The organism is Nocardia sp. NPDC050718 (assembly GCF_040654235.1).
Lineage (GTDB): Bacteria > Actinomycetota > Actinomycetes > Mycobacteriales > Mycobacteriaceae > Nocardia.
Genome location: NZ_JBFAHQ010000003.1, coordinates 243,702 through 270,093 on the forward strand (window position 1 = coordinate 243,702; position 26,392 = coordinate 270,093).

Consider the following 26,392-nt stretch of genomic DNA (forward strand, 5'->3'; position numbering starts at 1 on the left):
GGCGATGTCCGAACGTCGCGCCGTCTGCCCCAGCCGCGCACCGAGCGGACCTCCCGACGCGCGGATATAGAAGGAAGGTGTTCGCCGGTGGCAACACGAGACCGCAGTTCAGCCGACCAGGGGCGTCCCCTGCGTCGTCTCGTGATCGTCGAGTCCCCGACGAAGGCCCGCAAGATCGCGCCTTACCTGGGTCGCAACTACACGGTCGAGGCTTCGGTGGGCCACATCCGTGACTTGCCGCGCGGCGCGGCCGACGTGCCCGCCAAATACAAGGGGCAGTCCTGGGCGCGCCTCGGCGTCGACGTCGATCACGACTTCGAGCCGATCTATGTCGTCAGCCCGGACAAGAAGGCCAAGGTCTCCGAGCTCAAGAGCCTGCTGGCCGACGCCGACGAGCTCTACCTCGCCACCGACCCCGACCGCGAGGGCGAGGCGATCGCCTGGCACCTGCTCGAGACGCTCAAGCCGAAGGTCCCGGTCCGCCGGATGGTCTTCCACGAGATCACCGAGCCGGCCATCCTCGCGGCCGCCGCCGATACCCGCGAACTCGACAACGACCTGGTCGACGCGCAGGAAACCCGCCGCATCCTGGACCGCCTCTACGGCTACGAAGTCAGTCCGGTGCTGTGGAAGAAGGTCATGCCGCGCCTGTCGGCGGGCCGCGTGCAGTCCGTCGCCACCCGCGTCATCGTGCAGCGTGAGCGGGAGCGCATGGCGTTCCGCTCCGCCGAGTACTGGGATATCGCCGCCAAGCTCGACGCGGGCGTCGACGAGAACTCCGATTCGACCAATCCGCGGACCTTCGGCGCGCGGCTGGTCCAGGTCGAGGGCGACCGGGTCGCCTCCGGTCGCGACTTCGGCTCCGATGGTCGGCTCAAGTCGGCCTCCGGCGTGGTCGTGCTGGACGAGGCGTACGCGCGCCGGCTGGCCGAGGCGCTCGACGGGGCCGACCTGGTGGTCTCCTCCGCCGAGGCCAAGCCGTACTCGCGCAAGCCGTACCCGCCGTTCATGACCTCGACGCTGCAGCAGGAAGCGGGGCGCAAGCTGCGTTTCACCTCCGAGCGCACGATGCGGGTGGCGCAGCGGCTGTACGAGAACGGCTACATCACCTACATGCGTACCGACTCGACCACGCTGTCGGAGTCGGCCATCGCCGCCGCGCGGTCGCAGGCCACCCAGCTCTACGGCGCGGAGTACGTCTCGCCGACGCCGCGCCAGTACACCCGCAAGGTCAAGAACGCGCAGGAAGCGCACGAGGCGATCCGCCCCTCCGGCGACACGTTCATGACCCCGGGCCAGCTGGCCTCGAAGGTCGACCAGGACGAGTTCCGGCTCTACGAGCTGATCTGGCAGCGCACCGTCGCCTCGCAGATGGCCGACGCGCGCGGCACCACGCTGACCCTGCGCATCACCGGCACCGCCCGGACCGGCGAGGAGTGCGTGTTCTCCTCCTCGGGTCGCACGATCACCTTCCCCGGCTTCCTCAAGGCCTACGTCGAGAGTGTGGACGAGGAAGCGGGCGGCCAGTCCGACGACGCCGAATCGCGTTTGCCCGCACTGGAAGAGGGCCAGGGCGTCACCGCCGTCGAGCTCACCCCGGACGGGCACAGCACCAATCCGCCCGCGCGCTACACCGAAGCGTCGCTGATCAAGACGCTCGAAGAGCTCGGCATCGGCCGCCCGTCGACGTACTCCTCGATCATCAAGACGATCCTCGATCGAGGCTACGTCTACAAGCGCGGCAGCGCGCTGGTGCCGTCGTGGGTCGCGTTCGCGGTGGTCGGCCTGCTGGAGGCGTACTTCGGACGACTGGTCGACTTCGACTTCACCGCCGCGATGGAGGACGACCTCGACGCGATCGCCGGTGGCCGCGAACAGCGCGGAAACTGGTTGTCCAGCTTCTACTTCGGTGGCGATCACGGCGCCGAGGGATCGGTGGCGCGCTCGGGCGGCCTGAAGAAGATGGTCGGCGAGCAACTCGACGACATCGACGCCCGCGAAGTGAACTCGATCAAGATGTTCGTCGACGAGGAGGGCCGCGATGTCGTGGTCCGCGTCGGCCGGTTCGGTCCGTACCTGGAGCGGATGGTCGTCAATCCCGATGACCCGGACGGCGATCCGGTATCGCAGCGGGCGAACCTGCCCGACGATCTGCCGCCGGACGAGCTGACGCCCGAGGTCGCCGAGAAGCTGTTCTCGACGCCGCAGGAGGGCCGTTCGCTCGGCGTCGACCCGGTGTCGGGGCACGAGATCGTCGCCAAGGAGGGACGTTTCGGCCCGTACGTCACCGAGATCCTGCCCGAGCCGCCCGCGCCGGACCCGGCCGCGACCCCGGCGAAGAAGACCACCAAGAAGGCGGCCGAGGTCAAGCCGCGCACCGGCTCGCTGTTCAAGTCGATGGATCTGGCGACGATCACCCTCGACGACGCGCTCAAGCTGCTCTCGCTGCCCCGCGTGGTCGGCAACGACCCGGCCTCGGGCGAGGAGATCACCGCGCAGAACGGCCGGTACGGGCCCTACCTGAAGAAGGGCACCGATTCGCGGTCGCTGGCGACCGAGGACCAGCTGTTCTCCGTCACCCTCGACGAGGCGCTGAAGCTCTACGCCGAGCCGAAGCGGCGCGGTCGGCAGGCGGCGAGCGCGGCCCCGCTGCGCGAACTGGGCAACGACTCGGCGACGAACAAGCCGATGGTGATCAAGGACGGCCGTTTCGGCCCGTACGTCACCGACGGCGAGACCAACGCCAGCCTGCGCAAGGGCGACGAGGTCGAGTCGATCACCGACGAGCGCGCGTCCGAGCTGCTCGCCGATCGCCGGGCCCGCGGTCCGGTGAAGAAGGCGGCGAAGAAGACCACCGCGAAAAAGGCGGCCAAGAAGGCGCCGGCGAAGAAGACGGCGGCCAAGTCGACCGCGACGAAGACGGCGACGAAGACGGTCGCCAAGAAGACCGCGGCGAAGAAGACCGCGGCCAAGAAGGCACCGGCGAAGAAGGCGGCGGCGAAAACCGCTGGTACCGAAGCGGACTGACACCGAGCGGCGCGGGGCGGCACGCACCCGGCGGAGGCTGGTCGATTCGCTGCCGCCCGGTGCGCGTCGGCCGTACAGCCGCTTGCCCTCTGTCCGGCTGTGATTGCGGTGTGTGCGGCGCCAGAGGCTCACGGCTGGCGAAGATGCGGTGGCGCGGCCGGCAGTCCTGGTGCCGAATCCGCGTGTCCGGCTGCGGGCGGTCCGGCCGTTCGGATCAGTGTCGGACCGCGCGGCTAGGGTGTAGCGCGTGGCAGGTGTCTTCGATCGACTGGTCGGCCAGGACGTGGTCGAGGCCGAGCTGACGGCTGCCGCGACGGCGGCCCGCGCGGGCGTCGTGACCGGGGCGATGACGCATTCGTGGCTGTTCACGGGTCCGCCCGGATCCGGTCGGTCGGTCGCGGCGCTGTGCTTCGCCGCCGCGCTGCAATGCACCGACCCCGACACCGTCGGATGTGGTCGATGCCACGCGTGCACGACCACGATGGCCGGTACCCACGGTGACGTGCGGCGCGTCGTCCCCGAGGGGCTGAGCATCAGCACCAAGGAGATGCGCGAGATCGTGCAGGTCGCGTCCCGGCGGCCGAGCACCGGACGCTGGCAGGTCGTGGTGGTCGAGGACGCGGATCGCCTCACCGAGGCGGCGGGCAATGTGCTGCTGAAGGTCGTCGAGGAGCCGCCGGACCGGACCGTGTTCCTGCTCTGCGCGCCGTCGGTCGATCCCGAGGACATCTCCGTCACCCTCCGCTCGCGGTGCAGGCACGTGCACCTGGTGACGCCGTCGGTCCCCGCCATCGCCCAGGTCCTGCGCGAGCGGGATCAGCTCGACGGAAAGACCGCCGACTGGGCGGCCGCGGTGAGCGGTGGGCACGTCGGCCGGGCGCGCCGGCTCGCCACCGACGAGGACGCGCGCAAGCGACGTCAGCGGGCACTGGCCCTGGTCGGCGCGACCGAACGGCCGGGCGCGGCCTACGCCGCCGCCGACGAGTTGGTGAAATCGGCCGACGACGAAGCCAAGCAGATGAGCGCCGAACGCGACGACCGCGAACGCGACGAACTCGCCACCGCCCTCGGCGCGGGCGGCACCGGCAAGGGCGCGGCCTCGGCGACCCGCGGCTCGGCGGGCGTGCTCAAGGAACTCGAGCGCCGCCAGAAGTCCCGCGCCACCCGCACCGGCCGCGACGCCCTCGACCGCGCCCTCATCGACGTCGCCGGGATGTACCGCGACGCCCTCGCCATGCGCTTCGCCGGCCGCGGTGTCCCCATCACCCTCACCCACCCCGACATGGCCGACGAGATCACCGACCTCGCTACCAACGTCCGCCCCGAGGGCCTGCTCCGCAGCATCGACGCCGTCCTGGCATGCCGGGAAGCCCTCGACCTCAACGTGAAACCCCGTTTCGCCGTCGCCGCCATGGTCGCCACCCTGATCGCCGCCCGCTCCACCTGACCACCCGTTTTCGCGTTCCGGCCGTTCCCGCGATAGACTCGCGTCGCCTGACGGCACGCCGCCTTAGCTCAGTCGGTAGAGCGCTTCACTCGTAATGAAAAGGTCGGGGGTTCGATTCCCCCAGGCGGCTCCAAGGTCACAGGCCCTTTCCGGGAATCCGGGAAGGGCCTTTGTGGTTTCTGACGACACCATTTGACGACAGTCCTAGGTCTCGTCGCCGAACAGGGAGTCCATGCTGGCGACCGCGTCACGCCGGACTCGTTCGATCACTTCCATGTAGATACCGGTGGTCGTGGCGATCGAGCTGTGCCGCAGGATCCGCTGCACGGTCGCGGCGGGAACACCCTGAGCGAACAGCAGAGTCGCGCACGAGTGACGCAGATCATGCAAGCGGATCGGGCGAACACCGGCCTTCTTCACCAGCCCGTCGAACGCGCGGTTGATATTGCGCGGTTCCAGCGGCGTGCCCCGCGTCGAGGTGAACACCAGGTCCAGCTTGTTCGCGTCGAGAAAGGCTCGGTCCTCGGCGAGCTGGTCAGCACGGTGTTGCCGAAGAATCTTGAGCAGCTTGGGCGGCAGCGGCACCATGGCTTCTGAGTCTTCGGTCTTGACGTCGAACAGGTCGAGCGTGCCACTCACGCGGTAGAGGGCCTGGGTGACGTCGACCGATCCGTGTTCGAGGTCCACGTCGTCCCAGCGCAGTCCGATCGCCTCACCGCGGCGCAGCCCGATGGCCAGAGCGACCGACCACATCGCGTAGAGCCGGTGATCCTTGGCGGTGTTGAGAAACTGCTCCGCCTCCGCCTGCGACCACGGCTTCTCCTTGCGGGTCCGACCAGCGGGCATCTTCACCTGTTTGGCGACATTGCGGGCCAGGACCTCTTCGTCGACGGCATCTTGCAGAGCAGCCCGCAAGACACGAAGGATCGTTCGCCGGGTCCCGACGCTGGGGTACTGGTTGCAGCACTGCGCAGGCGTGAGAGCGCAGCATCGAGCGCGGGAGGGTTCCCGTTCGGCCCGGCGAGCGTCCTTGCCCTGCGCACAGCACTGGCACTGACTGGCCAGCTTGTTCAGCCAGGTACGAACATCGGCAGCTTGCAGCGCCTTCAGCTTCCGCTTGCCCAGACCGGGAATCATGTACAGCCGCACCAGCGCTTCCCAGGTCACGTAGGTTGTCGGCCGGACCGAGGGCTCTACCACCGTGTCCAGCCAGCCAGTCAGGTACTGGCGCACATTCATCGTGGTCACGTCGACCGGAGCGCCCCGGCGAGCCAGCTCCTTGAGCCGCGTGCGTTCGGCGTCGGCTTCTTCCCAGGTCGCGCCGTAGACGCTGATCCGCTTGCGGGTGCCGTCCGGGGCATCCACAAACAGCTTGAGCTCGAATCGACCGTCCTGACGCCGGCCGATCGTGCCGGAGCCGTTCGGACTGCGCCTACCCTTCTTCTCAGCCATCACGCGGCACTCTCGATGAGATCCGCCACGTAGGCATCGAACGATTGCCGAACGATTCGCCGGCATCTGCCCAACTTCACCGACTGGACTTCGCCGGACCAGATCAGCTGGTAGACGGAATATCGGCTCACCTTGAGCACGTCCGCCGCTGCCTGCACTGTCATGAACTTCTCGCCCATGTCTCTGTCCTCCCTATGCTGCTTCGGATTGCTGAACGGAAATCGGTGTGCCTGGTGGAGCCTCAGCACGGGCCAGGCGGACGGTGTCGTACTCGATGCGCCACATCTGCTTGACGTTCGCCGCCGCGATCACGAGGTGTTCACGCGGTGGTGCGTCCGGGTCGCCCGGCGGGGCGGGATAGACGCGGATATGCGACGTGTCGGGCTTCTCGATGCCCACGGCCGCGAGCTGTTGCCGAACAAATTCCTGACGTTCGGCCTTGTGATCCGGCAGGGTCTTGCCGGTCCACAGTTTCGACACCAGCACCCGGCGACCGGGCAGGCCGAGGAAATCGCGGCGGTGGGCCTTGGTCTTGCAGTAGCCGGGCTGGGTCTTCTCGCTGGCGCCCTTGGGCACGATCCCGTACCGCAGCCACACCCCGCACTTGGGCGAGCACGGCGTCACGCACATTTCCGCGTGGAGCCGGTCGTAATGCTCGGCCACGCGCCGTGATTCCGGTTCGAGCAGGTCACCGACGCTCTTGGTCAGGTACTTGACCAGGTAGCGGACTTTGACATTCATCTTGTCGGTGCCGCCGAGGATCTGCTTCGGCTTGTCCTGCACCCCGAACCGGATCACGTGGGCGGGTTCGAGGTCGTCTACCTCGTCCATCACCGCCAGCGCGTCATCCCAGGTGGTCAGCGGGGCACCGGTTTTCGGGTCGGTGAACGTGCCGGCCGAATAGTCCCAGACGGGCATGTTGTCTCCGGTGTAGACCTCGCGGTCGAAGTGGGGCCACCAGATCTGGCGGTAGGTCGCCGCGGTGACCGCCTTCAGCAGCGCGTTGGGCACCGAGCCCCGGATAGCGATGTGCAGGTGCGGGGCCGCCCGTTTCTGGGGTTCGACGCTGGCGAACAGCTGCACGTTCCAGCCCACCGCGCGACGCAGGTTCTGAACCCACCGGTCATAGAGCGCGGCGAAGTGGATCGCGTCCCGAGCGGCGCGGGAGTAGTCGTAGGTGTCCGGCTCCACAGGGGAACCATCCGAAACCCATTCGCCCTTACCGTCCTTCGCATCGGGGTCCCAGACGCGGTTGATCGCGCCGTACGAGGGCAACGTGAGGGTGAGGAAGGTGGAGGGCTGGTAGCCGTTGTAGACCTCACCGAGGGTGCGCTTTTCGACCTTGCGGCGAGGCAGGTCGGGCACGTCCTGACGGCGGCGGGTCGACTTGGCCTTACGAGCGGGCTTGCCGTCCAACGACGGGAACCGGCCCTTCACCCCGAGTTCGCGGAGTTCGTCGTCGATCTCGGCGACCAAGGCGCGGATCGAGTCGGCCAACTCGTCGTCTTCGTCGGTGCGGGCCTGTCGGAACTGGTCGAACAGGTGCACTCGGGCGGAGAGGAGGTCAGTTTGTTCCTGGGTGGGCTCGACGGTCTCGTCGACCGGTTCCTTGTCCAGGCACCAGCCCTCGCGGAGCTGGGTCATGCGCAGGGCGCGGTAAGCCTTGGCGCACGCCGGGCAGGTCGCTTCGAAGCGGCACTTGCACGGGGCGCCGATGTAGGAGATCTTGCCGGTCCGGTCGTCGACGGCGCGCATCGGAACGACACGAGCGCACACGCCTTCCCGTTCGGCGGCAGCTTCGGCGATGTCCTTCAACGACGGCATCGCGCGGCGCTGGGCAGCGGTCATATCGTCGAGGGAGGCCGCAGCCATGGAATCCGGGGTGTCGGTGGTGGTGTCCATGGTGTGGCCTCCCTCAGCTGGATGGATGGTGGTGTTGGTGGTGGTCATGCGGCCTTGCGTGTGGGCAGGGCCTTGAACCCGGCGACCGATTCGAAGTCAGCGACGATCGGATCGGCGAGCGAATCGGATCGGCGGAAGGTGAGTTCGACCAGGGCCGGACCGACGATCACGGCAGCGGCGTGACGGGTGCCGAAGGCGTGGGCCAGCTGCTCGGCGCGGTTCTCCCAATCGGCCGGCGAATGCCCGGGCAGCATCTTCGCCCGCACTGTGTCGAGGGATTCCCCGATGCGTACCGAGACCAGCCGCGGAACCTGCACGGCCTCACCGCCGGACTTGGTGAGCGAGCACGCGCCCATGACCGAGGCCCAGCGACGGCGGTAGCGGAACCAGGTCAACCAGCGGGACCGGATACGGCCGGAGAGCCAGCGCTCGAAGGTCTGCGGACTCCTCTGTCGCCACAGCACCATCCCCGCGACTGTCACTCCGACCACCCCGGCCCCGAACGGCCAGCCGTAGAACCAACCCACAGCGGCAGCGAGCGAGACCGGTACGGAGATGACCGGGAACAGCACCGCCCACCAGATCACCCGGAATCCGCCGGCAACGACCGCGATCAAGGCACGGCCGAGCAGGTCCATCACGACATCGGAGAACCCGCCACCGTTGGTGGTCGTGGTGACCGATCCGGTCGGGGTGTTGTAGGTGGTTGCGCGGATCATGCTGCATCCCAATCAAATTCGAGTTGCGTGGGCACTTCGTCATCGCTGTAGAAGGTGCGCCACGGGTCGGTAGGGTGATGGCGGTAGACCACCTCAGGCCAAGGTTTGCGGGCTTTGGCGGCGGCGACGTAGGCATCGGAGGCACCGCGGACCTTCGGCAATGGTTTGACGGTTTCGCCGACCAGTAGCCCCCAGTGCTTGGCGTGGTGCGGGTTGGTGTTGCTCATGCCGCGTCACCCCAGTCGTCCCAGTCGCTGGCGCCGTCGGTGTAGTCGTTCCAGGCCGGAGCGGAACCGGTTTCGGCGAGCAGGCGCAGCGCGACCGATCGGGGGTCGTGACCGGCGCGTTCGAGGCGGCCTCGGCGGTGGGCTTGCAGGTCGACGACGGCGGCGTAGTCGCGGGTCTTGTTGTCGGAGAGCATGTTTCAGTCCTTCTGTTCGGTGTCGGGGAGTCCGCAGACGCTGCATTCGCGCGGTGCGGGAACGGGAACTGGCCAGATGGTGGGCCAACCGATCGCGATGAACCGGTGGCCCGACTCGACACATTCAGCCGCGGCTACACAGCCGTCGCAGCGGATGGTGTCGCCGTCGTAGACCCAGCCGGTGGCGGTGTCGGCGGTGAGGAGCTCGGCGGCCTGGTGGGTGGTGGTGAAGCAGATCGATTCGCCTTCGCGGTCGGTGTAGATGTCGCCGCAGGAGTCGCAGTAGACGACCACGTGCGCTTCGGTCTGGAATCCGCGTTTCATATCCGTCCCTCCCAGGTGTTCGCACCGCAGCCCAGGCACATCCACCAGGTCTGGAACCGCCAGCCGGTCTTGGTGAACGGTCGCCAGCGGCGATGGACCCGCTTGTAGTCGTGGCCGGTCGCGACACACGCGCGGGTGAGCAGGCACGTCGAGCACACCAACCCCTGCTCATCGACAGCCCAGCCGCGACGCGGGCGAGTGAAGTAGGCGGCAGCCTGCGCCTGGTCGATGAACTCGACCGGCCGGACCCACGATTCGTCGCAGAACAGATGCCCGCACGATCGGCACACAGCGAACGTGCCGGTGATGAAGTCACTCATGCCGCCAGCCCCGTCTCGTCGTCTTCGCCGGGGATGTAGTCCGGGTCGAAATCGGAGTAGTCACCCTGTGGAGCCGTGTCGGCAGCAGCGGGGGCGTAGGCGGCGACAATCGCGTCGGCCCGGTCGTTGTCGATCCAGAACGCACGTACCCGGACGAACGTGCTCGTGCCGTCCTCGCCGACGTAACCGACACCGGGGGTCGTGTCGGGGATCTCGTGGCACAGGGCACCGCGGTCTTTGGAGCCCTGACCGTGGACCATGGTGGTCTGGGTCGGTTCGTCCAGGCGCAGCGCGATCCGGACCGGGAACAGCTGCCGGTTGGGCATCGTCTCCTTGCTCGGGTCCTGCAACGCGGCGATCACCGAGACCCCGACCGCGCGGCCCTTGGACAGGAGCTGGCCGGTGAGCTGGCGGAACTTCTCCTGCTGGTCGCGGGTCGCATACGACGACAGCGAAGCGGCCTCGTCGATGACGATCAGGATCAGCGGTTCGTCGGTGGTGGGTACGTGCTTGCGGACCCCAGCGGCGCGCAGGCGAGCAGTCCGCTCGTCCATCACATGAACGGCTTCTTCGAGCATCGCCAGGATGCTGTCGGTGTCGCAGCAGAAGCGGACCCACATCCGTTCACCGGCACCGAACTCCATGCCGCCCTTGGGGTCTGCCATCCACACGTCCACGAACCCGGCCTTGATCGCCGGGCCGATACCCTGGATCACCGACCACAGCACCGAGCCCTTACCCGAACCGGTCGCACCGGCGAGCAGGATGTGGGCGTAGAGAACGCGCAGCAGCCACGCACGACCGTCCTCACGAACACCGACGTGTACGGCCTCCAGGTCGACCCCGGTCGCGGTGAACGCATCGGGGCGGGCGGTGACCGGGTCGGCCAGGGTGTCCCAGCACCGTAGTTCGAGCTCGATGAATCCGGGATCGGCCTCGCGGGCAGTGACTTTCGGGACACCGAGGTAGGCGGCGAGCCGGGCTCGGGTGTCCTCGTTGGTCCAGTCGGTGACCGCTTGCCCGCCGAGCAACTGCACCTCAGCGACAGCCCCGGACGGGACACGCGTCAACGTCAACACGTTGGGCCATCCCCTGTCCGGTCTGCCCAGGCCGAGCGCCAGCCACATGTAGGCCAGTTGCATCGAGTCCGTCATCACCGAGACCGCGACCCGCAATTCGGCCGGCACATGGGCCAACGGGTCCTCGCCAGAAGCCGCGGGCGTGACCCGGTCGAGGTGACGCCACCACAGCAGCACCCCGGCACTGATCACGGTCGACAGCGAAACGATCGTGGTACCCATCAGGCGGCCTCCCTCGGGAGACCGAGACCGGGGATCGGCAGGCCGCAGCGGATGCAGATTTCGAAGTCCGGCGAGCCCTCGGCCGGAGTCTTCTCTGTCGGGGCGGGGTTCTCGCAGAACATCGAGCACTCCGCCACCTCGGCGCAGAACATCGAGCACCCCGAGCGATCGGCGGTGACGGTCGGAACGGCGGTGGTGTCGTGGTCGTCGCCGACGAGGACCGCGGGGACGATGACCGGGGACAGGAACAGACCCACCACGGCCGGGATGGCCAGCAGAGCCATACGCGCGGCCATCACGACACCATCCGCAGCGTCGCGGTACGGCCGTCGAGGGCGTGGGTCAGCTCGTCGATCAGCTTGGCGGCATCGTCGACGGTCAGGTACAGCTCACCCGCGCCCAACACCACCCGCACCGCGTCGAACGGGAACTCGTAGATGCCGTGGACACGGTCGACGAACCGCATCCCCGGGATCACCTCACGGCCCGCGGTGAACAACACCGAATAAGGCCACGTGTGCGACATGTCAGTTACCTCCTGAAGGGACCGCGACCGGGCGCGGCGGCTGGAAAGGTTGAACCACTCGCACCGGCGGCGGGGTGGTCGGCCGGACAGGTACCGGCGGAATCGGCGAACTCTGCGGCAGCGGTGCCGGAACAGGTTCGGGAGCAACAGGTTCGGGAGAATCGGGCTTGGCCGCATCGACCACCGGCGCCTGCTCGGGGTGCGGGGTGGGATCGGTCGAGGTGTTGCGCGAGCGCAGCAGCACCGCCAGGCCGTGAGTGTCGAGAAGCAGTGCGGCCGGGGCGATCACCGCGAGGATGGCCGCGAGGGCACCGTGTCCGGAGACCAGCGCGTGTGCGATGTTGCCGCCGATCGAGACCGTTGCTCCGGCGACCAGAACACGGGTGAAGAAGGTCCGCTCGGCGCTGTCCGCGAGGGCCAGCACAGCGATAGTGGCTTGGATGATGGTGCCGTCCACGATCACCGGGAACAGCCACGCGAGATGAGTGGGAGTGTGGGCCATGACCGCGAGGTCACGCAGGGCCGCGAACGACAGGACGAACGCGGCGGCACCGATGGCCAGGACGATGAGAACGGCGGACCAGCGTGCCCACCGAATGCTCTGGGGCTGCTGATCCGCCGTACTCACGGTCACGCCGCCTTGAACTCGGCCGCAGACTTCTCGGCCGCGATCTGCTCGGCCCGGACATGCTCGGCAGCATCATGTTCCATCACCAGGCGCGGCAGCCGTTCGAGCAGAACCCGGGCATCCTCGACCGTCAGGGCCAGGCGTGCGTAGCCGGAATCCATGTCGAGCTCGACGTCGAAGTAGGCCGGGATGATCACGTGCTCGTCATAGGGCGCCGGACGCGGAGCGGAGTAGCTGACGACGATGCCTCGTGACAACGACGACTGAGTGCTGATGAACGACATCGCGATCACGCGGCCTTGCGGTCGGCCGAGACATTGCGCGAACCGGAGTTGTCGCCCTTGATGCCACCTGCATAGAACTGGTAGCCCTGGTACTTGAACTCGCCCTGACCCATCACCTTCGGCTCGGCCATCAGGCCCTCGACCTCGATCAGCCGGAGACCGGTACCCGGGGCGAGCTCGTCGGTCGAGGGCACCGGAACGTTCTCCGCCAGGAAGATCAGCTCGAAGGTCTTGCGCTTGGCCTTGGGCTCGTGGTTGTCGGTGATGCTGGCCTTCCACATCAGCAGGCCCGTGCCCTCGTTGGTCTTCGGGTTGTAGTCCCGCAGCTGCTCGGGAACCGCGTTGCGGTCCGGGTTGTACTTGATCGCGGGCTCGATCTGACCGTTGAGCACCAGGCCCATCGGGAACGCCTCGGACTGCGAGACCGGGAAGCGGAAACCGCGCAGAAGTGCCATTTTCTTGTCTCCTTGTGAGTGGGGGCTTCGGTGGAAGTCGACTAGGTCTGTCGGTGTGCCCCGTGGTGTCGAGCGGCATAAACAAACTGATGTTTACCCCCTCTAAACCGCTGAAGTGTGGAGTGGTGGTCGATGGTTTAGGGGGAGTAAACCCAGGCTAGGTCACCGCCCCACATGTCGTCAAGGGGTTCTAAACTCTGAGTTGTGGCTACCGAGGATGAGTTCGACGCAATCCGCAACGATCCGGATCCGATCAGGCGCGGGCAACGTGCTGGCGAACTCATCGCGGTCTATCAGCAGCGCTCGGCCGAGCTGGCTCGGCTACGTCGGGCCGCCATCGAGCAGGCCAACCGTGATCTGGGGCTGAGCTTCTCGGAGATCGGCGACCGGCTTGGACTCACAAAGGGCCGGATCAGTCAGATACGCACCTCAGCCCCACCACCCGAGCGGGCGTTCTTCGGCGTTGGCCCTGTCGCGATCGGGGTTCCTCGTCGGATTGGACTCGAAGAGGGTCGAGAGCGTGCCTTCATCGACAGCAACGATGAGGCAACGCGGGACAGCCTTCAGCGGAAGCTGAGCGACTTATCCCTGACCACGACGCAGTTCGGCATCAACCCTGATACGGAACAGGTGCCCGCGGGTGATTGCATCATCGTTTGCGGTCCGAAGTCGGCGCCGGTAGCGCGCCACCTGCTTGCCGACGATCCTCTGTTGGCGTTCGACCGCTCCGAATCGGGGTGGTCGATCATCGACCGCCGCGAAGATGGCCGGCACTTCTCGCCGTTTCGCACTGACGGCACCCGGAAGGACATCGGCTACCTCTCGCGCCGGATCTCCGACAATCGCGTGATTGTCCACATCGCGGGCATCACCGCAGTCGGCTCCGAAGGCGTTGCGCACTGGCTGAATACCAACCTCGCCACGGTCTACGACCCGACCGCGCAGCTGACGGACTGCATCATCGAATGCGAGTTTGACCAAGACCTCCACGTGACCGGCAGCTGGCTACTCGTCGGCCCGTACTCGGTCGCCTCATGACCCGCACTATCGAATTCGCGCAACGGCCCGCCAGCTCTGGTGACGACCGATTGATCGTCACCGACGACGCCGTGATCGTTCTCGATGGCGCTACGGTGCACGACCCCACGATGCCGTCAGCAGGAGAATACGTCGACCGGCTCGGTTCCGAACTCGCCAAGTCGATCGCACAGGGAACGGAGCTCGTCGACGTTCTCGAAGGTTCCCTCGCTAGGACGGTAGAAGCGCTGGGAATCCAGCCGGGACTTGCGCCGTCGAGCACCGTGGCACTAGTTCGATTCGGGTCGGAGACCGTCGAGGGGCTGATCCTCGGCGACTCGTCGGTGATAGTCGGTCTGCGCGATGGGACCGTCATCGGGCACACTGACGACCGCCTTTCGCGGCTCCGACTGCCGGAGGCTGACCTGTATCGCCGATTCTTGTCAGAGGGTCAGGGCTTCAGTGGACGACATCGGAAGGTCCTACAGGAGCTCCAGCTTGCCGAGCGGGCGCAACGCAATCAGCCTGGTGGATATTGGATCGCCGAAGCCGATCCTGTCGCGGCCAAGCATGCGTTGCACATGCGATACACGGTCGATGAGGTCTTGTGGGTCATCACTGCCACCGATGGTGTAGTCGACCTTGCTCCCACGCTTGGGGTGGGCTGGTCGGAAGTAGCAGAGATGTCCACGGTCGAACTCGACAGGTTCCTCGACCGCATCCATACATGGGAAGCCGAAACCGATCCGAACGGCTTAGTCCTTCCGCGATCCAAACGTCACGACGACAAGACAGTGGCAGTCGTGCGCCTGCACGCCGAGCCATCCGCGACACATACCGCCAATCGTGGCGGCAAGTAGTAGTAGTCTTAGACCATCACGCGAGTGATGCCGAGCGGGTGGACCGCCGTTGCACCGACGATCCACCCTGATGGAACTAGCTAGCCTGTCGAACTCGGCTGACCAGGAACAGAGCCCCGGCGATCACGGAAGCTGCCGCAAGCAGCACACCGTAATCGACCGGGGCTTTCCTCTTGCTCCGGCGATGTTTAGCCATGTCCATCACCTCCCTTCTCGGCACGGCACGGTGACCAGGTCCCGTACCGCCCCTGAGCGGGAGGTGTCCCCAGCGTACTCGAGCCACTACAGGCCGGAACCGTTTGCACCCCAACGCATCCACAGTCTGGCAGCTGTCCACAACGGCGAACCGTCCCTTGCACTACCGCGACTCACGTGCCTGCCTCACCTCCGCAGTTCCCGCACAGTCACCACCCGAACCCAGCACGACCGAACCGGCCAGACCCAGCCGAATCCGTCGTTCGTCAGCGTGGTGCAAGCCGAGTCGGTGAGCGTCCCCGAGTTGTTGAGCGCCAACCACTTCACAAGGTGGTTGCTGAATTCGGCTATATAGAGTCAAGGGCGCCTGCGGCGGCGCGGAGCGCCGCCGCCGCGCTGCGACGCGCAACGCGGCTCCAAACGGACGTCGCCGCGGCGCGTCGGCACGTCGGCGACGCTCAGCGCCATACCGTGGCGGCCCTGCCTCTTCTGGCCGCTTTCTGCTTTTCACCGAGCAGTGCTGGGCGCGACGGGAGCCGTCCCCGACCGACTCTCCCGCAGTCGACGACGAATCGGCCGGCACTGTGCCACTCGACCGGCTGTGGTCCAGGTCCACGCGGGACAGACCAAGCGATCATCGGCACGCTGGGTGGGTGGTCGTCGGGCCGAGACCAGGAGCCGTGACCCCTCCCCGGTTACCGGCTGAGGTAGTTGCCGAGCCACGAAGTTCTCGCCGATGTGGCGGGCACGGGTATAGCCGGTTCGCGGACCCGGAGCTGGTTGCGTCAGGTGCCGAGGTGGGCGGCGGGGTCGGTGCACTCGCGTAGATGGCACAGATCGTGCCGGGGGCGAATGGCCGGGGTCCTTCCGTGTCGGAGGAATCTGCCGAGTGGCGTACCAGACCACACCCACCCCGGCAAGGGCCAAGCGTTGTCACCACCCGAGGGGGTCACCGGCGGCGACGTCATTTCAAAGGGGGTGAGCTGGCGGTGGAGTGGTCTGCCGGGTGACCCCCTCGGGTAGTGAGCCCTTGCCGGGGTGGGTGCGGCCTGGTCCGGGCGGTGCCCAGATTCCCCCGACACGGAAGGACCCCGACCATGGCTATCGCCCCCGGCACGATCTGCGCCATCCGCGAGTGCACCGACCCCGCCACCCACCTCTACGAGTTCACCTTCAACAACCAGCCGCGTAGCCAGGCCCGGTGCGAACTCCACTACACCCGCGCCCGCCACATCGACGAGAACCTCGACCGGTGGCTCGACAACTACCTCAGCCGGTAACCGGGGAGGGGCCACGGCCCCTTTCTCTGCCCTCCTGGCTTGGCGAACGGATAGCGACCTTCGGCCGCTCGGGCTAGGTCGTGGTGTCGGTCTCGCGGGTATCGACCGCGGCGAGGTGGTCCCGCCACACCGTTGCCGAACGATCTACGGTCGGGGTGGATTCGGGCGCCGGTTCGTACTGCGGCACCGGCGTGAGTACAACGTGCTCGATCTCTGTCATGCCTGGTTGGACGTTGCCGAACAGCTTTCGGTTCCAACGAGTTCCATAGCGACCTGTCGGCCGCTCGGCCTTGGCTGGGGTCGGCCTGCATTGTGATCCCGCGCCCCTCACACCTCAAGGGCGCTTCGCGTCAGCTGCGCTGATGGACATTCGTCCACCCTTGACCCGCGAGCCTCTGCGCGTGACAGGCAGGCCCTATGGGGCAGGCGGGGAGCCAGCCCACCTCATGCGCAACCCGACCTCAGCAAAGGCCGACCAGTTCGCTACAAGCCTGGAAACAGGGTTGGTTCCGGTGGAGGTGGCGACTCGGGTTCAAGAATCTTGAGACCGTTGAACTTTCCGTCGCACTTTAGAATTCCATGGTCGCGGGTATAGAGCTTCTGGCATTTCCATGCGACCGCCGTCGCAAGTACGGTGGCGTCGGGGCCTTTGAGCTGGTGTTCGACTGCTAGCTTCGCTGCTTCCCGGCCCAACCGCTCGGATAACTCGGCCACCATGAATTTGCTATCGGAAATCCACTTCAATGCTCGGTTGACTCGATCATCCCTTAGGGCCGCAGTGAGGTGACCGCCCCTTATCTCGCCAGTTCCTGCTATTTCGGCCAGGACGATCGCGGGAAGGATAACGTCGTGTCGATCGTTATGTCCGGCAAGGAGATACGCTGAGTTCCTTGCTCGACTCGGGTCGATGTTCGTTAGCAGATCGACGACGACGCAGGTGTCAACCACTACCCGGGGCCTAGGCTTAGTCACGCTGCGCCCTCACCCAATCGACAGGGTCGAGACCGTCTGTCCACTCTTCGCCGAACAGGCCAGTCACTGATTCTGGGGTGACTTGCTCCCCGACAGGTGTGAGTAATTCGATCCCGTCGGCTGTTAGCTTCAAGAGCTTCCCTTCTTGGTCGCGTGCAACTTCTCCCCAGACTTCAACCTCGGCATCGAGGAACCTCTTGAAGTGTGTAGCGAGGGCTGCGGGGAAGGAGAGTTCAATTGCATCGCCGGTCCGATAGTCGCGTAACGCTGCCGATCGCCGGTGCTTCGACTGATCGTTTGAATAGCGATAAAGAACTCCTCGGGCGGAACCTAGCGCAACCGATGCTGGGGCCAAAGCTTTTTCTGCATTCTCCTGCACGATTGAGTCAATCCGGATGGGGTGCATTGAAATGAATTGAAGATTTACTTCTTCGACTCCATGTCTCTTACTCACCCTTCCGAGTTCCACTAAAGCGTGCACGCCCTTTCGGCTCCAACCTTGCGGGATTATCGCTTCGTTGGACAGTTGGCGTAGTCCTCGCCGGAGGTGGGCCACATCCGAAGCTGGGGCCATTATGGTCATGTGGGCGCTACCCATCGACAACCCAGTCAGGCCGAGGTCGCTGTGCGGTTCATGGCCTTCGAGGCTTCTAACCATCGTCTCTATGGCGATGATCGCATCGGCGACCGCGCGGGGGTCGAGTCCACGCCCGCCCTCCAGATCAATGGTGATTGGTTCACGCCTTAGGTCATCCACGCCGCCACCTCCTCGCCTGTGGTTGCTTCTATGTCCATCATGCAGCAAAAAGGCTGTGCCTGTGCGATTCTGTGCCGCGCCACCGTGTACAGCCCACTACTGCTCGCAGGCTGCGGCCAGTCGTCGACGCTGACGACAGCCTTGACGACAACGCAGACGACATCCACAACCCGGACGCCTGTGCCGCCGAGCTGATCAACGCATCGTTTCCGCTGGTCAGCCGCTCGGCCTGACCCTCGTAATGAAAAGGTCGGGGGTTCGATTCCCCCAGGCGGCTCCACAGTCACAGGCCCTTTCCTGGGAATTCCGGGAAAGGGCCTGTGGCGTTTCTAGTCGCGGGTGACGGCGGGTGGGTGCCAGGTGCCGTCGAGGATGGTGTCGTCGGGCCAGTAGGCGCGCAGGTAGACGGTGAATTCGTCGTCGGGGGCGGGGAGCCAGTTGGTGGTGTGGGTCGGGTCGGTGGGGGGTTTGCTGCCGACCGTGAGGGTGAGGGAACCGTCCTCGCCGTAGGACAGGTCCTGGTTCTTGGTGCCGAGGGAGTAGCGGTCGAGGTCGTTCGGGTGGAAGAAATGGTGCTTGTTGTAGACGGTCAGTGACCAGAAGCCGCGGACCGGGGGGACCTGGCCCGCGGCGAAGTACACGGTGTAGGTGTTCGCGCCGTGCAGGCGGTCACCGTCGGCGTCGAGATCCTGGTAGTAGTAGGCGGTTTCGTTGGGGGTGTTGACGAAGATGTTGGACTTGCCGATCGCGGTGCGGGAGAGGTAGTCGGTGCCGAAGGCGGCGCCGTTGCGCTGGGTGGTCCAGTGGTCGGCGACCGGCAGGCCGATATTGCGGAACTGGAACAGCTCGGTGACCACCTCGTCGGCCGCGAGCGCGGCCTGGGTGAGGGCGTCGGCGACGGCGGGATCGCGGTCGGCGGCGTCGACGATCGAGCGCAGCCACGTGTACAGGGCTTCCTCGCCCGGCAGTGGCGGAACCTCGTCGAGTACCTGCGGGAGGATGGTGAAGAAGGTCGCCGGATCGACCCACTGGGTCTCGGCCTCGCCGCTCGTGCTGCCTCCGCCGCCGAAGGACGGCACGGTCGACCAGTCGGTCACCTTGGTGACGCCGTCGAAATCGGACAGCGGATACATGCTGATCCGATTCACCAGCGGCGCGATGGCCTCGCGGTCCTCGGGGGTGTCGTCGAGGAAGACGCGCGGAATGGCGACGCCGAGCCGGGTGTCGTGGCGGAAGACGCCGGTGATGCCCGCGGGCACCGCGCCGTCCCAGGTGGTGTGGGCGAGGAGGTAGAAGCCCGGCTCGGTCCCGTACATCCGGCCGAGCTCCACGAAGGAATCGGTGCGCTGATCGACGATCTGATAGACCCAGAACCGATCGCCGAATTCCGGGATCTGGATCACCGACGGTCCGCGTTCGGCGTCGACGAGGCCGAAGCCGTAGACCACATCCTGGTTCGGGCAGGCGACGACGCGCTCCTCCGGCCGGATGTAGTCGTGCAGCATCCCGAGGGTGCCGGGCGGACCGGCGGGCACGATGCCCGCCAGCAGGCCGGGGCCGGGCAGCTTCGCCATCAGCGTCAACCGGTTGTGGATGTTGACCAGCGGCCAGCCCCACAGATACGCGGTGCGTCCCACTGTGGCGGCATAGGCCGGGGTGACCTGCTGACTCGCGAAGTTCCGCGGAGCTGACATCCGAACCCCACCTTTCGTGTCGGCTTGCTGGCGATGCTCCGACGGTAGGTGCGCGGCGGTGGGTGCCGAATCATCCGAAACGGATGAGTTACGCCGGTGGCGGGGCTGTTCGGTGGCCGCCGAGCAGCGCCCAGACCGTGTCGCGTTCCCCGGCGAGATCGATCGGGTGACCCGCGAGAGTGTCCAGGAGGGTGGGGAGGGACCAGGTGGCGAGGTGGCCGTAGCGGGCGGAGTAGATGCCCGTGTGGGTGAGGCGGTAGGTGTCGGTGTGGTCGAAGAGGGCGTAGGTGAGGACCTGGTAGAGGTCGGTGGCGCTGAGGGAGTCGGCGCGGACGCCGGTGCGCTGGTTCTTCGGGCCGAGGTGGGTTTTGAGGTCGAGGAGCAGGCCGTCGCTGATGATGTCGGCGTCGGCGTTGCACAGGACCGAGGCGTCGAAGGTGGGGCCGGGGACGGTGGGTGGACGCAGGTGGGGAAGGAGTTGGTCGTCGGCGATGCCGCGCAGTTCCCAGAGCTGGCGGATCGCGTCGGCGGGGGCGAGAGCGAGCAGGTGGTCGGGGGTGAAGCGGTCGGTGGTCAGGAGATTCGCGAGCGCGGAATCGCGGAGTAGGCCGCGGCGGTAGACGTCGGTGCACAGGGCCAGGGCCCAGCAGGCGCGGCTGAGCAGGTCGACGTCGCCCGCGGTCGGGGCGACGGCCGCGCCCGCGGTGTCGATCACCGACTCCACGACCGCCGATTCCCGGGGATGGCCGAAGAATCCGAGCAGCGGTAGTACGGGGCGGTGGTCGGGGACGAGCAGGAAACGCACCGCGAAGTCGAAGGCGGCGCCGAGGGTCGCGGGGTTGGCGCCACCGGTGTCGACCAGCAGTGGTCCGGCCCCGCGCCGATACTCGGCCTGCACGCCGCGGGTGTGCGGGAACCGCTGGTGCAGGTAGGTGCGCAGTGGCGACGTCGTGTCGCGCAGCGCGGCGGAAAGGTTCGTGTAGACGTACACCGGTCTCCGTCCGACGGCCGAGTCGAGCGCTGCCTCGATGGTGCCACGCGGTGCGGGAGCGCGATAGGTGCACAATCTTCTTTGCACAAGAATTTATGCAAAGAGTACTGTGCAACTATGACCGACGAGGTACCGCCGAGGGAGATCACCGACCCCGCCGCGCTGCGCGCGCTCGCCCATCCGCTCCGGCAGCGCATTCTGCGCGCCCTCGCCGAGAAGGGCCCGGCGACCGCGACCGCGCTGGCAGCGCAGCTGGGTCAGAACACCGGCGCGACCAGCTATCACCTGCGTCAGCTGGCCGAGCACGGGTTCATCGAGGAGGCGCCCGAGCTGGCGAAGGGGAAGGAGCGGTGGTGGCGGTCGCCGCCGAAGGATCTGCGGTACCGGCTGGACAAGGACCAGTCGCCGGAAATGCGCGAGCTGCTGGAAGGGATGGTCGCGCAGCACATTTCCGAGGATGTCGAGCTCTTCCAGCGGTTCCGCGCCGAGCGCGCCGAGCTGGGGGAGTGGGCCGACACGATGCCGTTCTCGCGCGGCGCGATCTACGCGACCCGCGAGGAACTCGACGCCTTCTGCGAGGAGTACCTCGCGCTGCTCAAACGCTTCCAAGCCACCCATGCCGAAGACCGGCCGGGCGCGCGCCGGGTACTGACCCGGTTCATCGCGTTCCCGGCCCCGGGGATGAACGACAGCCAATAGGGATCCACCGTGCTCATTCGTATCGCTCTGTTCGCCACCATGATCGCGGCGCTGGTCGCGGCCGCGCCGACGGCCACCGCGGACGACCGCGTCACCACCGACATCACCGTCACCCGCTCCGACGGCACCACCACGACCGGCACCATCCACGCACCGGCGGGTGCCACCGGCAGGCCGGGCGTCGTGCTCGTGCACGGCTCCGGGACCAGCCCCAGTCCCCATTACGCACAGGTCGCCGATGCTTTCGCGCGTGCGGGCATCGTCGCGTTGCAGTACGCGAAGCGGGCCGAGGACTACACCCCCGCCCATCGTGACTACTCCCTGCTCGCCGACGACGCGCTGTCCGGCATCGCCGCGCTGCGGAGCCGGCCCGAGGTCGACCCGTCGCGGGTCGGCCTCTGGGGACTGTCGGAAGGCGGCTGGGTGGCGCCGTTGGCCGCCTCGCGCTCGGCCGATGTCGCCTTCCTGATCACCATCGGCGCCAATTCCGGCGCGCCCGCCGCCCAGCAGACCTGGGCCAACGAGACCAGATTCGCGGCGGCGGGCGTGCGCGGATCGATGATCGATGTGCTGGGGCGCAACGGAATCCGTCAGCTCGCGGGCGCGGGGCAGTTCGCCCAGGCCGACTACGATCCGGTGCCGGTGCTGGAACGGATTCCGCAGCCGGTGCTCGCGATCTGGGGCGACCAGGACCGGCTGACCCCGCCCGGTGACAGTCTGCGCGACTTCCGCGCGGCCTTCGATCGGGTCGGCAAGACGAACTACACGCTGCGCACACTGCCGAATGCCCAGCACGCGTGCCTCACGACGACCGACGGATTCGACAAGGGCACCGAGCTCGCGCCCGGCTACGCCGAGCTCATGGGCGACTGGGTGAACGGGCTGCCCGGCTCGGCGAACAGGCAGGTGGATCAGCCTGCGGTGCAGGGACATTCGGTGACGCCGCTGGCACCGCTGGCCTGGTGGGAGTCCACTCCGGTCCAGCTGATCCTGCTGCTCGGGACCGTTCTCGCCCTCTGCGGCTACGCGGTGAGCGGGTTCAAGAGGGATTGGCGCCTGTCCCATGCCCGGCCCGCGCGAATCTTGGCGGCGGCGATCGGGATCGGCATCGTCGGCACGATCGCCCTGTTTCTGTTCGTCGCCTCCACCAAGTCGACCTCGTTCGGCCCCTTGCTGTTCGGCCGCACGCTGCCCTGGGTGGCGCTGCAACTGAGCGCGCTGTGCGCGGTGGCCGCGCTCGGCGTCGTCGTCGCGCGGCGCGGGCGGCTGCTCGACGGTGTCGGCACGGGCGGGCGGGTCCGCTGGGCGCTGCTGGTGTGCGGCGGTACCGGATTCACGCTGTGGGCGCTGTACTGGGGACTACTGCTGCCCTGAGAAAACGCGGAAGGTCCCGACCTGCTGGTCGGGACCTTCCGGATCGGGGTCAGGGGTTCAGGTTCACGGTGTGCGTGTTGTGCAGATTCGAGCCGACGAACACACGTCGCATGTTCACGATGTCCCACGTGGATGTTCCGATCAGGAGGCAGGAGTCGAACCGGTCGAAGGGATTGACGTAGACCCGAGGGCCGTTCGCGTCACCCCACCACGCACCGTTGCCCGCCCTGGCGTAGTAGTACGCCGCGTCGTATTTCGTCCAGATCGCGGTCTTCGACTCTCCCGGATTCAGATTCCACCAGCCGTGGGTCGCCCAGCCGCCGTACTGGCCGGGGCAGGAATCCGGGTCGACCTGCATGACCGCGACGGAAACCACCAGGTGATAGTTGTTGTGGAAGGCCAACCAAGGCATCGGACTACCCTTCCTGCTCGAGTGACGGGGCCGGCAGACTCGCGGCCTCGTGGAACGGCGCGGCCACACTCGCGCCCGCCGGTGGCTCCGGGCTGGCGGCCCGATGATCTTCCGAGGTGTGCGCGGTCGTCTCGCGGACGGCCGGCGCCTGCGCGGGGGCAACCTGCCCCGTTTGTGGTTCGGCGGTCATGGATTTCACCTTTCTTCTGCTTCGGCTACGGTTACCGATAACTCCTGTGGGGTGGCCCCGTGGAAGGGGTCGCCGGTCATCAGCCGCACGGTCGCGTCGCCGGGCGTCAGCGCGGCGAGTACCACCACGTCCGGCGGACCCTCGGGCGCGAGCACCCGTCCGTCCGCGAGCGGGGCGGCGTCGCGGTAGACGCCGAGCACCTCGACCGTCGCGCCCGAGGTCACCCGGGCGCCCGCGGCGGGCAGCAGCACGATGTCGCCGGGCTCGAGCGCCAACCGCGCTCCGATCGGATCCGCGCGCAGATCAACCAGCCGTGGCATGTGCTTGCGCGAGTGCGGATTCCACGCTGACGTCCTCCGCTTCGTCCCAGTCCGCCGTCTCGCTGAAGAAGGGCCACAGCGTCGGGTAGATGGAGCGCGCGAAGGCACGATCGGCGGCGTTGATGTCCAGGCCGCCGCGAATCGGCTGCCCGTCGGTGGTGATCTTGCCGGGCAGCTGGTAGCACATGATCGAGTCCTGATCGGCGTTCGGCGTCGCCATGATCGAGCGTTCGTCCAGCGGGGTCAGGACATTCGACCGCGTCTGCTGCTCGCTCCACCCGTAGGTGTCGCGGAAGTGGGCGATCGTCTTGGCGACATCGAGCCGCTCGATCAGCGCGCGGCGCAGATGCTCGTGCGGGAAACCGAGGGTGTGCCCCGTCTCGTGGCGCACGACCCGCTTGTACTCGGCCTCCGAGGTGGCCATCGTGAAGCCCTGCAGGTTCATCGTCGGACGGCTCTGCGGGATCAGCAGGACATCGGTGCCGAGATAGGACCAATAGCCCTGGCCGGCACGGGAAATACGCACCTGGCCGGTGCCGTTCGTCAGGACGAAGGTGACGCCGATGCCCCAGGCGTTCATGTGGCCGAGGATGCGCTGCTTCAGGTCGGTGGGGGTCGCTTCCAGGAAGCTGACCGTCAGGGTGCGGCGCTGCATGCCCCAGTACTTCGAGGTCAGCACCGCCAGTTCGGCCACCTGCGGCAGGCCGCCCTCCGTCGCCGCGCTCTGGGTGAGCGGCGCGTTCACCGGATTGAGCAGCGTGGCGACTTCGGCCGCGCGCGCCAGCAGCCGGGTCGGCAGGGCGGGAATCACGCAGCCGGGGTCCTCGACGGGCGCGAATTCCTCGTGGTGGCCGTCGCCGTGGAGTTCGTGGTCGGGTGGGGTACGCATCGGATCCTCCTCATCGAATCAACCGTGGGATGTGACTGTGGCACGGCGAATCGATGCGGGTCCCGCGTAGTCGACTACTCGATCAGGGGCGCGAAAAAGGCCCCCGACCTGGTGGTCGAGGGCCTTTCGTTCGCGTTCCTCCCGAGTCGGGCCTCGTTGACCGACTCGGGAGAACCGACTCGGGTCAGCGGGCGGCGACGTTGCGGCGGGTGGCCCGAGAGTTGGTGGCGGAACGCAGGATCTGGTGCAGGATGGCGTCGAAGGCGGCGGTGTCCTCGACATTGCTGAGGTGCCCGTGCGGGAGCACGTGGAAGTCGGCCAGGTGGCCGGTGCGGCGCAGGATGTCGACGATCGAGCGGGACATGCGCTGCGGGAGCAGCCGGTCCTGGGCGCCGGCCAGCACCGTGGTCGGGACGTTCAGGTTGGCGGTGCCCGCCGACAGATCCATGTCGGCCATCGCGGCGGCGTGGCGGCCGCGCGCGAGCGGACGGCAGGAGCGGATGATGCCGACCGCGAAGTCGACCTCGTCGGCGGTGGCGTCCGGGGTGAGGATGCGGTAGCGGAACAGCTGCTCGGTGAACCAGCCACCCGGGATCGGCAGCGGCGCGAACAACAGCGACTCGCTGACCGGCTGCGGCATGCGCACGGGCGCGCCCATGATCGTGACCGGGTACTCGGCGACGGTGAGCTGCTTGTTCAGCACCGGCAGCAGATCGGTTTCCCAGCGGATGTCGCCGTTGGCCGTGTTCGCCAGCAGGACGGCGGCGGCGCGCTCGGACACCTGCTCGGGGTGGTGCTTGGCCCAGGCCTGGATGGTGAGGCCGCCCATGCTGTGCCCGGCCAGAACGGCCCGCTCGCCCGGACGCAGCGTCGCGTCGAGGACGGCGGCGAGATCGTCGGCCAGGGTGTGCTCGCTGGGGGCGGCGGTGCCGAGAGTGGACTCGCCGTGGCCGCGCTGGTCGTAGCTGACCACGCGGTACTCACCGGCGAAGGCGGTGATCTGCGGGTTCCAGTATTCGATGCTGCACGCCCAGCCGTGGATGAGGACCAGGGTGGGGGCGGTGTCGGGGCCGTAGACGTGGACCCGGAGGTCGGCGCCGTCCGCGGTGGTCACCGGGACGACCCGGTGCGCGACGGAGGGGGTGTTGAGTTTCGCTGTCGCGAAGCTCCGGGTACGCAGTCCGGCACGGAACTGTGCGGTGAGTACGCCTACCGTCATCATCGACTTTGCAAGCATGTCGGCACTCCTTTGTGTCGTAGGCCACCGTACAGTGCGAGCTGGGGTGCTAGCTAGTGTTAGCGGGTCACAGTGTCCCATTTGTTGTGAACTGGGTCACCGGGCGCGCCGACACTGTGAAATCGCCCGAAATCGCCGGAAAATTACAGCGTGCCGCCGCGATCCGGGCATGCTGGCGGCCCCGACCGGGCGCGGCTACCGTAGGAGCGTGGACAGCACGCCCGTCATGGCCGATTTCTCCGGCGCCCCGCACCGCGAACCGGCACGCCCGGCCTGGCAGCGCTTCGCCCCGCCGCTGATCGCCGCCGGACTCGGGGTCGGCACGCTCGCGTTGCTGCACTTCCGCGATCCGCACGTCGAGGGTTCCTACGGACTGTGCCCCGTGTACGCGCTGCTCGGGGTGTACTGCCCCGGCTGCGGTGGGATGCGGGCGATGCACAACCTGACCGACGGCCGGATCATCGATTCGCTGCACAGCAATGTGCTGGTGCTGCCGCTGGTCGTCGCGTTCGCGGTGTTCGTCGTCGACTGGCTGCTGCGTGCCCGGCGCGGACAACGCTGGCGGGTGCCCGGGCTGAGCCCGGTGCTGGTGTGGTCGTTCTTCGGATTGCTGGCCGTCTATACCGTTGTGCGCAACACGCCGTGGGGAACGTGGCTCACGCCCGTTTGATACTGGTGCCCGCGCGGATCGGCGGGCAG

The 26,392-nt window shown here is 67.2% G+C and carries 30 protein-coding genes and 1 tRNA gene; 9 read left to right on the plus strand and 22 right to left on the minus strand.

The features are described 5' to 3' along the window. Positions 1–141 precede the first annotated feature (141 nt). The 3 genes from topA (at position 142) to AB0H54_RS15480 (ending at position 4,607) form a co-directional block, all read left to right on the plus strand. The gene (topA, locus tag AB0H54_RS15470; RefSeq protein WP_357346606.1) at positions 142–3,027 is read left to right on the plus strand and encodes a type I DNA topoisomerase; all 2,886 of its coding nucleotides are present in this window, start codon (positions 142–144) and stop codon (positions 3,025–3,027) included. 247 nt (positions 3,028–3,274) lie between these two features. After that, complete coding sequence (locus AB0H54_RS15475) at positions 3,275–4,474, plus strand: DNA polymerase III subunit delta' (protein WP_357346038.1); 1,200 nt, start codon at positions 3,275–3,277, stop codon at positions 4,472–4,474. A 57-nt stretch (positions 4,475–4,531) separates the two neighbouring features. Further along, positions 4,532–4,607 (plus strand) — tRNA-Thr (locus tag AB0H54_RS15480). A 71-nt stretch (positions 4,608–4,678) separates the two neighbouring features. Here AB0H54_RS15480 and AB0H54_RS15485 read toward each other — a convergent pair. From AB0H54_RS15485 to AB0H54_RS15550, 14 genes are read right to left on the minus strand one after another with little or no spacing between them, the layout of a single operon-like run. Continuing rightward, positions 4,679–5,926, minus strand: coding sequence for a site-specific integrase (locus AB0H54_RS15485; protein WP_357346040.1), 1,248 nt, complete (start codon positions 5,924–5,926; stop codon positions 4,679–4,681). Next, entirely contained in the window at positions 5,926–6,105 is a 180-nt protein-coding gene (locus AB0H54_RS15490) for a helix-turn-helix domain-containing protein (protein ID WP_357346042.1), read from the minus strand. Before AB0H54_RS15490 ends, AB0H54_RS15485 begins: the two co-directional genes overlap by 1 nt. 13 nt (positions 6,106–6,118) lie before the next feature. Further along, a complete protein-coding gene (locus AB0H54_RS15495; protein ID WP_357346044.1) occupies positions 6,119–7,876 on the minus strand; it encodes a replication initiator in 1,758 nt (585 codons plus the stop codon). Beyond that, on the minus strand, positions 7,873–8,547 hold the full coding sequence (locus AB0H54_RS15500) for a hypothetical protein (protein ID WP_357346046.1): 675 nt from the start codon (positions 8,545–8,547) through the stop codon (positions 7,873–7,875). The genes AB0H54_RS15495 and AB0H54_RS15500 overlap by 4 nt, the downstream gene beginning before the upstream one ends. After that, a complete protein-coding gene (locus AB0H54_RS15505) occupies positions 8,544–8,774 on the minus strand; it encodes a hypothetical protein (protein ID WP_357346048.1) in 231 nt (76 codons plus the stop codon). Before AB0H54_RS15505 ends, AB0H54_RS15500 begins: the two co-directional genes overlap by 4 nt. Then, positions 8,771–8,968 carry a hypothetical protein gene (locus tag AB0H54_RS15510; RefSeq protein WP_357346050.1) on the minus strand — a complete coding sequence of 66 codons (198 nt, stop codon included), beginning with the start codon at positions 8,966–8,968 and terminating at the stop codon, positions 8,771–8,773. The genes AB0H54_RS15505 and AB0H54_RS15510 overlap by 4 nt, the downstream gene beginning before the upstream one ends. 3 nt (positions 8,969–8,971) lie before the next feature. Continuing rightward, the gene (locus tag AB0H54_RS15515) at positions 8,972–9,292 is read right to left on the minus strand and encodes a hypothetical protein (protein ID WP_357346052.1); all 321 of its coding nucleotides are present in this window, start codon (positions 9,290–9,292) and stop codon (positions 8,972–8,974) included. Continuing rightward, positions 9,289–9,612, minus strand: a complete 324-nt coding sequence (locus tag AB0H54_RS15520; RefSeq protein ID WP_357346054.1) for a hypothetical protein — start codon at positions 9,610–9,612, stop codon at positions 9,289–9,291. The genes AB0H54_RS15515 and AB0H54_RS15520 overlap by 4 nt, the downstream gene beginning before the upstream one ends. Then, positions 9,609–10,913 (minus strand): FtsK/SpoIIIE domain-containing protein, encoded by a 1,305-nt coding sequence (locus AB0H54_RS15525; RefSeq protein ID WP_357346056.1) that lies wholly within the window; start codon positions 10,911–10,913, stop codon positions 9,609–9,611. Before AB0H54_RS15525 ends, AB0H54_RS15520 begins: the two co-directional genes overlap by 4 nt. After that, on the minus strand, positions 10,913–11,209 hold the full coding sequence (locus AB0H54_RS15530; RefSeq protein ID WP_357346058.1) for a hypothetical protein: 297 nt from the start codon (positions 11,207–11,209) through the stop codon (positions 10,913–10,915). Before AB0H54_RS15530 ends, AB0H54_RS15525 begins: the two co-directional genes overlap by 1 nt. Then, a complete protein-coding gene (locus AB0H54_RS15535) occupies positions 11,209–11,439 on the minus strand; it encodes a hypothetical protein (protein ID WP_357346060.1) in 231 nt (76 codons plus the stop codon). The genes AB0H54_RS15530 and AB0H54_RS15535 overlap by 1 nt, the downstream gene beginning before the upstream one ends. Before the next feature lies 1 nt (position 11,440). After that, positions 11,441–12,067: a DUF2637 domain-containing protein gene (locus AB0H54_RS15540; protein ID WP_357346062.1), complete on the minus strand. Its 627-nt coding sequence runs from the start codon at positions 12,065–12,067 to the stop codon at positions 11,441–11,443. Positions 12,068–12,069: 2 nt separating this feature from the next. Next, on the minus strand, positions 12,070–12,351 hold the full coding sequence (locus tag AB0H54_RS15545) for a hypothetical protein (RefSeq protein WP_357346064.1): 282 nt from the start codon (positions 12,349–12,351) through the stop codon (positions 12,070–12,072). A gap of 5 nt (positions 12,352–12,356) precedes the next feature. After that, entirely contained in the window at positions 12,357–12,806 is a 450-nt protein-coding gene (locus AB0H54_RS15550) for a hypothetical protein (protein WP_357346066.1), read from the minus strand. Between the two features lie 204 nt (positions 12,807–13,010). Here AB0H54_RS15550 and AB0H54_RS15555 point away from each other — a divergent pair, with 204 nt between their 5' ends. From AB0H54_RS15555 to AB0H54_RS15565, 3 genes are all read left to right on the plus strand, one after another. Beyond that, complete coding sequence (locus AB0H54_RS15555; protein WP_357346068.1) at positions 13,011–13,844, plus strand: sigma-70 family RNA polymerase sigma factor; 834 nt, start codon at positions 13,011–13,013, stop codon at positions 13,842–13,844. Further along, complete coding sequence (locus AB0H54_RS15560) at positions 13,841–14,683, plus strand: hypothetical protein (protein WP_357346069.1); 843 nt, start codon at positions 13,841–13,843, stop codon at positions 14,681–14,683. Before AB0H54_RS15555 ends, AB0H54_RS15560 begins: the two co-directional genes overlap by 4 nt. A 1,292-nt stretch (positions 14,684–15,975) precedes the next feature. Beyond that, on the plus strand, positions 15,976–16,158 hold the full coding sequence (locus AB0H54_RS15565) for a hypothetical protein (protein WP_357346071.1): 183 nt from the start codon (positions 15,976–15,978) through the stop codon (positions 16,156–16,158). A 483-nt stretch (positions 16,159–16,641) separates the two neighbouring features. Here AB0H54_RS15565 and AB0H54_RS15570 read toward each other — a convergent pair whose 3' ends face one another. The 4 genes from AB0H54_RS15570 to AB0H54_RS15585 form a co-directional block, all read right to left on the minus strand. Then, complete coding sequence (locus AB0H54_RS15570; protein ID WP_357346073.1) at positions 16,642–17,130, minus strand: PIN domain-containing protein; 489 nt, start codon at positions 17,128–17,130, stop codon at positions 16,642–16,644. Next, complete coding sequence (locus AB0H54_RS15575) at positions 17,123–17,887, minus strand: hypothetical protein (RefSeq protein WP_357346075.1); 765 nt, start codon at positions 17,885–17,887, stop codon at positions 17,123–17,125. The genes AB0H54_RS15570 and AB0H54_RS15575 overlap by 8 nt, the downstream gene beginning before the upstream one ends. A gap of 329 nt (positions 17,888–18,216) precedes the next feature. Further along, a complete protein-coding gene (locus tag AB0H54_RS15580) occupies positions 18,217–19,581 on the minus strand; it encodes a DUF1214 domain-containing protein (protein ID WP_357346077.1) in 1,365 nt (454 codons plus the stop codon). A gap of 88 nt (positions 19,582–19,669) precedes the next feature. Continuing rightward, positions 19,670–20,572, minus strand: a complete 903-nt coding sequence (locus AB0H54_RS15585) for a hypothetical protein (protein ID WP_357346079.1) — start codon at positions 20,570–20,572, stop codon at positions 19,670–19,672. A 117-nt stretch (positions 20,573–20,689) separates the two neighbouring features. Between AB0H54_RS15585 and AB0H54_RS15590 the strand changes: the two genes are divergently transcribed. Next, positions 20,690–21,271, plus strand: coding sequence for a helix-turn-helix domain-containing protein (locus tag AB0H54_RS15590; RefSeq protein ID WP_357346081.1), 582 nt, complete (start codon positions 20,690–20,692; stop codon positions 21,269–21,271). Between the two features lie 9 nt (positions 21,272–21,280). Beyond that, the gene (locus AB0H54_RS15595) at positions 21,281–22,645 is read left to right on the plus strand and encodes a prolyl oligopeptidase family serine peptidase (protein ID WP_357346082.1); all 1,365 of its coding nucleotides are present in this window, start codon (positions 21,281–21,283) and stop codon (positions 22,643–22,645) included. A gap of 49 nt (positions 22,646–22,694) precedes the next feature. Here the strand turns inward: AB0H54_RS15595 and AB0H54_RS15600 are convergent, their stop codons facing one another. The 4 genes from AB0H54_RS15600 to AB0H54_RS15615 form a co-directional block, all read right to left on the minus strand. Further along, positions 22,695–23,057, minus strand: a complete 363-nt coding sequence (locus AB0H54_RS15600) for a DUF1036 domain-containing protein (RefSeq protein WP_355280876.1) — start codon at positions 23,055–23,057, stop codon at positions 22,695–22,697. Positions 23,058–23,252: 195 nt separating this feature from the next. Next, positions 23,253–23,522, minus strand: a complete 270-nt coding sequence (locus tag AB0H54_RS15605; protein ID WP_357346084.1) for a hypothetical protein — start codon at positions 23,520–23,522, stop codon at positions 23,253–23,255. A gap of 28 nt (positions 23,523–23,550) precedes the next feature. After that, positions 23,551–24,456: a peptidase M12 gene (locus AB0H54_RS15610; RefSeq protein ID WP_357346086.1), complete on the minus strand. Its 906-nt coding sequence runs from the start codon at positions 24,454–24,456 to the stop codon at positions 23,551–23,553. Between the two features lie 184 nt (positions 24,457–24,640). After that, entirely contained in the window at positions 24,641–25,693 is a 1,053-nt protein-coding gene (locus tag AB0H54_RS15615; RefSeq protein ID WP_355280871.1) for an alpha/beta fold hydrolase, read from the minus strand. A gap of 208 nt (positions 25,694–25,901) precedes the next feature. Here AB0H54_RS15615 and AB0H54_RS15620 point away from each other — a divergent pair, with 208 nt between their 5' ends. Continuing rightward, entirely contained in the window at positions 25,902–26,363 is a 462-nt protein-coding gene (locus AB0H54_RS15620; protein WP_355280870.1) for a DUF2752 domain-containing protein, read from the plus strand. The last annotated feature ends 29 nt before the right edge of the window (positions 26,364–26,392 follow it).

Excerpts from the sequence above, each read along its gene's own strand:
- AB0H54_RS15485 (WP_357346040.1), bottom strand. The coding sequence starts at position 5,926 with ATGGCTGAGAAGAAGGGTAGGCGCAGTCCGAACGGCTCCGGCACGATC.
- AB0H54_RS15490 (WP_357346042.1), bottom strand. The coding sequence starts at position 6,105 with ATGGGCGAGAAGTTCATGACAGTGCAGGCAGCGGCGGACGTGCTCAAG.
- AB0H54_RS15495 (WP_357346044.1), bottom strand. The coding sequence starts at position 7,876 with ATGACCACCACCAACACCACCATCCATCCAGCTGAGGGAGGCCACACC.
- AB0H54_RS15500 (WP_357346046.1), bottom strand. The coding sequence starts at position 8,547 with ATGATCCGCGCAACCACCTACAACACCCCGACCGGATCGGTCACCACG.
- AB0H54_RS15505 (WP_357346048.1), bottom strand. The coding sequence starts at position 8,774 with ATGAGCAACACCAACCCGCACCACGCCAAGCACTGGGGGCTACTGGTC.
- AB0H54_RS15510 (WP_357346050.1), bottom strand. The coding sequence starts at position 8,968 with ATGCTCTCCGACAACAAGACCCGCGACTACGCCGCCGTCGTCGACCTG.
- AB0H54_RS15515 (WP_357346052.1), bottom strand. The coding sequence starts at position 9,292 with ATGAAACGCGGATTCCAGACCGAAGCGCACGTGGTCGTCTACTGCGAC.
- AB0H54_RS15520 (WP_357346054.1), bottom strand. The coding sequence starts at position 9,612 with ATGAGTGACTTCATCACCGGCACGTTCGCTGTGTGCCGATCGTGCGGG.
- AB0H54_RS15525 (WP_357346056.1), bottom strand. The coding sequence starts at position 10,913 with ATGGGTACCACGATCGTTTCGCTGTCGACCGTGATCAGTGCCGGGGTG.
- AB0H54_RS15530 (WP_357346058.1), bottom strand. The coding sequence starts at position 11,209 with ATGGCCGCGCGTATGGCTCTGCTGGCCATCCCGGCCGTGGTGGGTCTG.
- AB0H54_RS15535 (WP_357346060.1), bottom strand. The coding sequence starts at position 11,439 with ATGTCGCACACGTGGCCTTATTCGGTGTTGTTCACCGCGGGCCGTGAG.
- AB0H54_RS15545 (WP_357346064.1), bottom strand. The coding sequence starts at position 12,351 with ATGTCGTTCATCAGCACTCAGTCGTCGTTGTCACGAGGCATCGTCGTC.
- AB0H54_RS15550 (WP_357346066.1), bottom strand. The coding sequence starts at position 12,806 with ATGGCACTTCTGCGCGGTTTCCGCTTCCCGGTCTCGCAGTCCGAGGCG.
- AB0H54_RS15560 (WP_357346069.1), top strand. The coding sequence starts at position 13,841 with ATGACCCGCACTATCGAATTCGCGCAACGGCCCGCCAGCTCTGGTGAC.
- AB0H54_RS15565 (WP_357346071.1), top strand. The coding sequence starts at position 15,976 with ATGGCTATCGCCCCCGGCACGATCTGCGCCATCCGCGAGTGCACCGAC.
- AB0H54_RS15580 (WP_357346077.1), bottom strand. The coding sequence starts at position 19,581 with ATGTCAGCTCCGCGGAACTTCGCGAGTCAGCAGGTCACCCCGGCCTAT.
- AB0H54_RS15590 (WP_357346081.1), top strand. The coding sequence starts at position 20,690 with ATGACCGACGAGGTACCGCCGAGGGAGATCACCGACCCCGCCGCGCTG.
- AB0H54_RS15600 (WP_355280876.1), bottom strand. The coding sequence starts at position 23,057 with ATGCCTTGGTTGGCCTTCCACAACAACTATCACCTGGTGGTTTCCGTC.
- AB0H54_RS15610 (WP_357346086.1), bottom strand. The coding sequence starts at position 24,456 with ATGCGTACCCCACCCGACCACGAACTCCACGGCGACGGCCACCACGAG.
- AB0H54_RS15615 (WP_355280871.1), bottom strand. The coding sequence starts at position 25,693 with ATGCTTGCAAAGTCGATGATGACGGTAGGCGTACTCACCGCACAGTTC.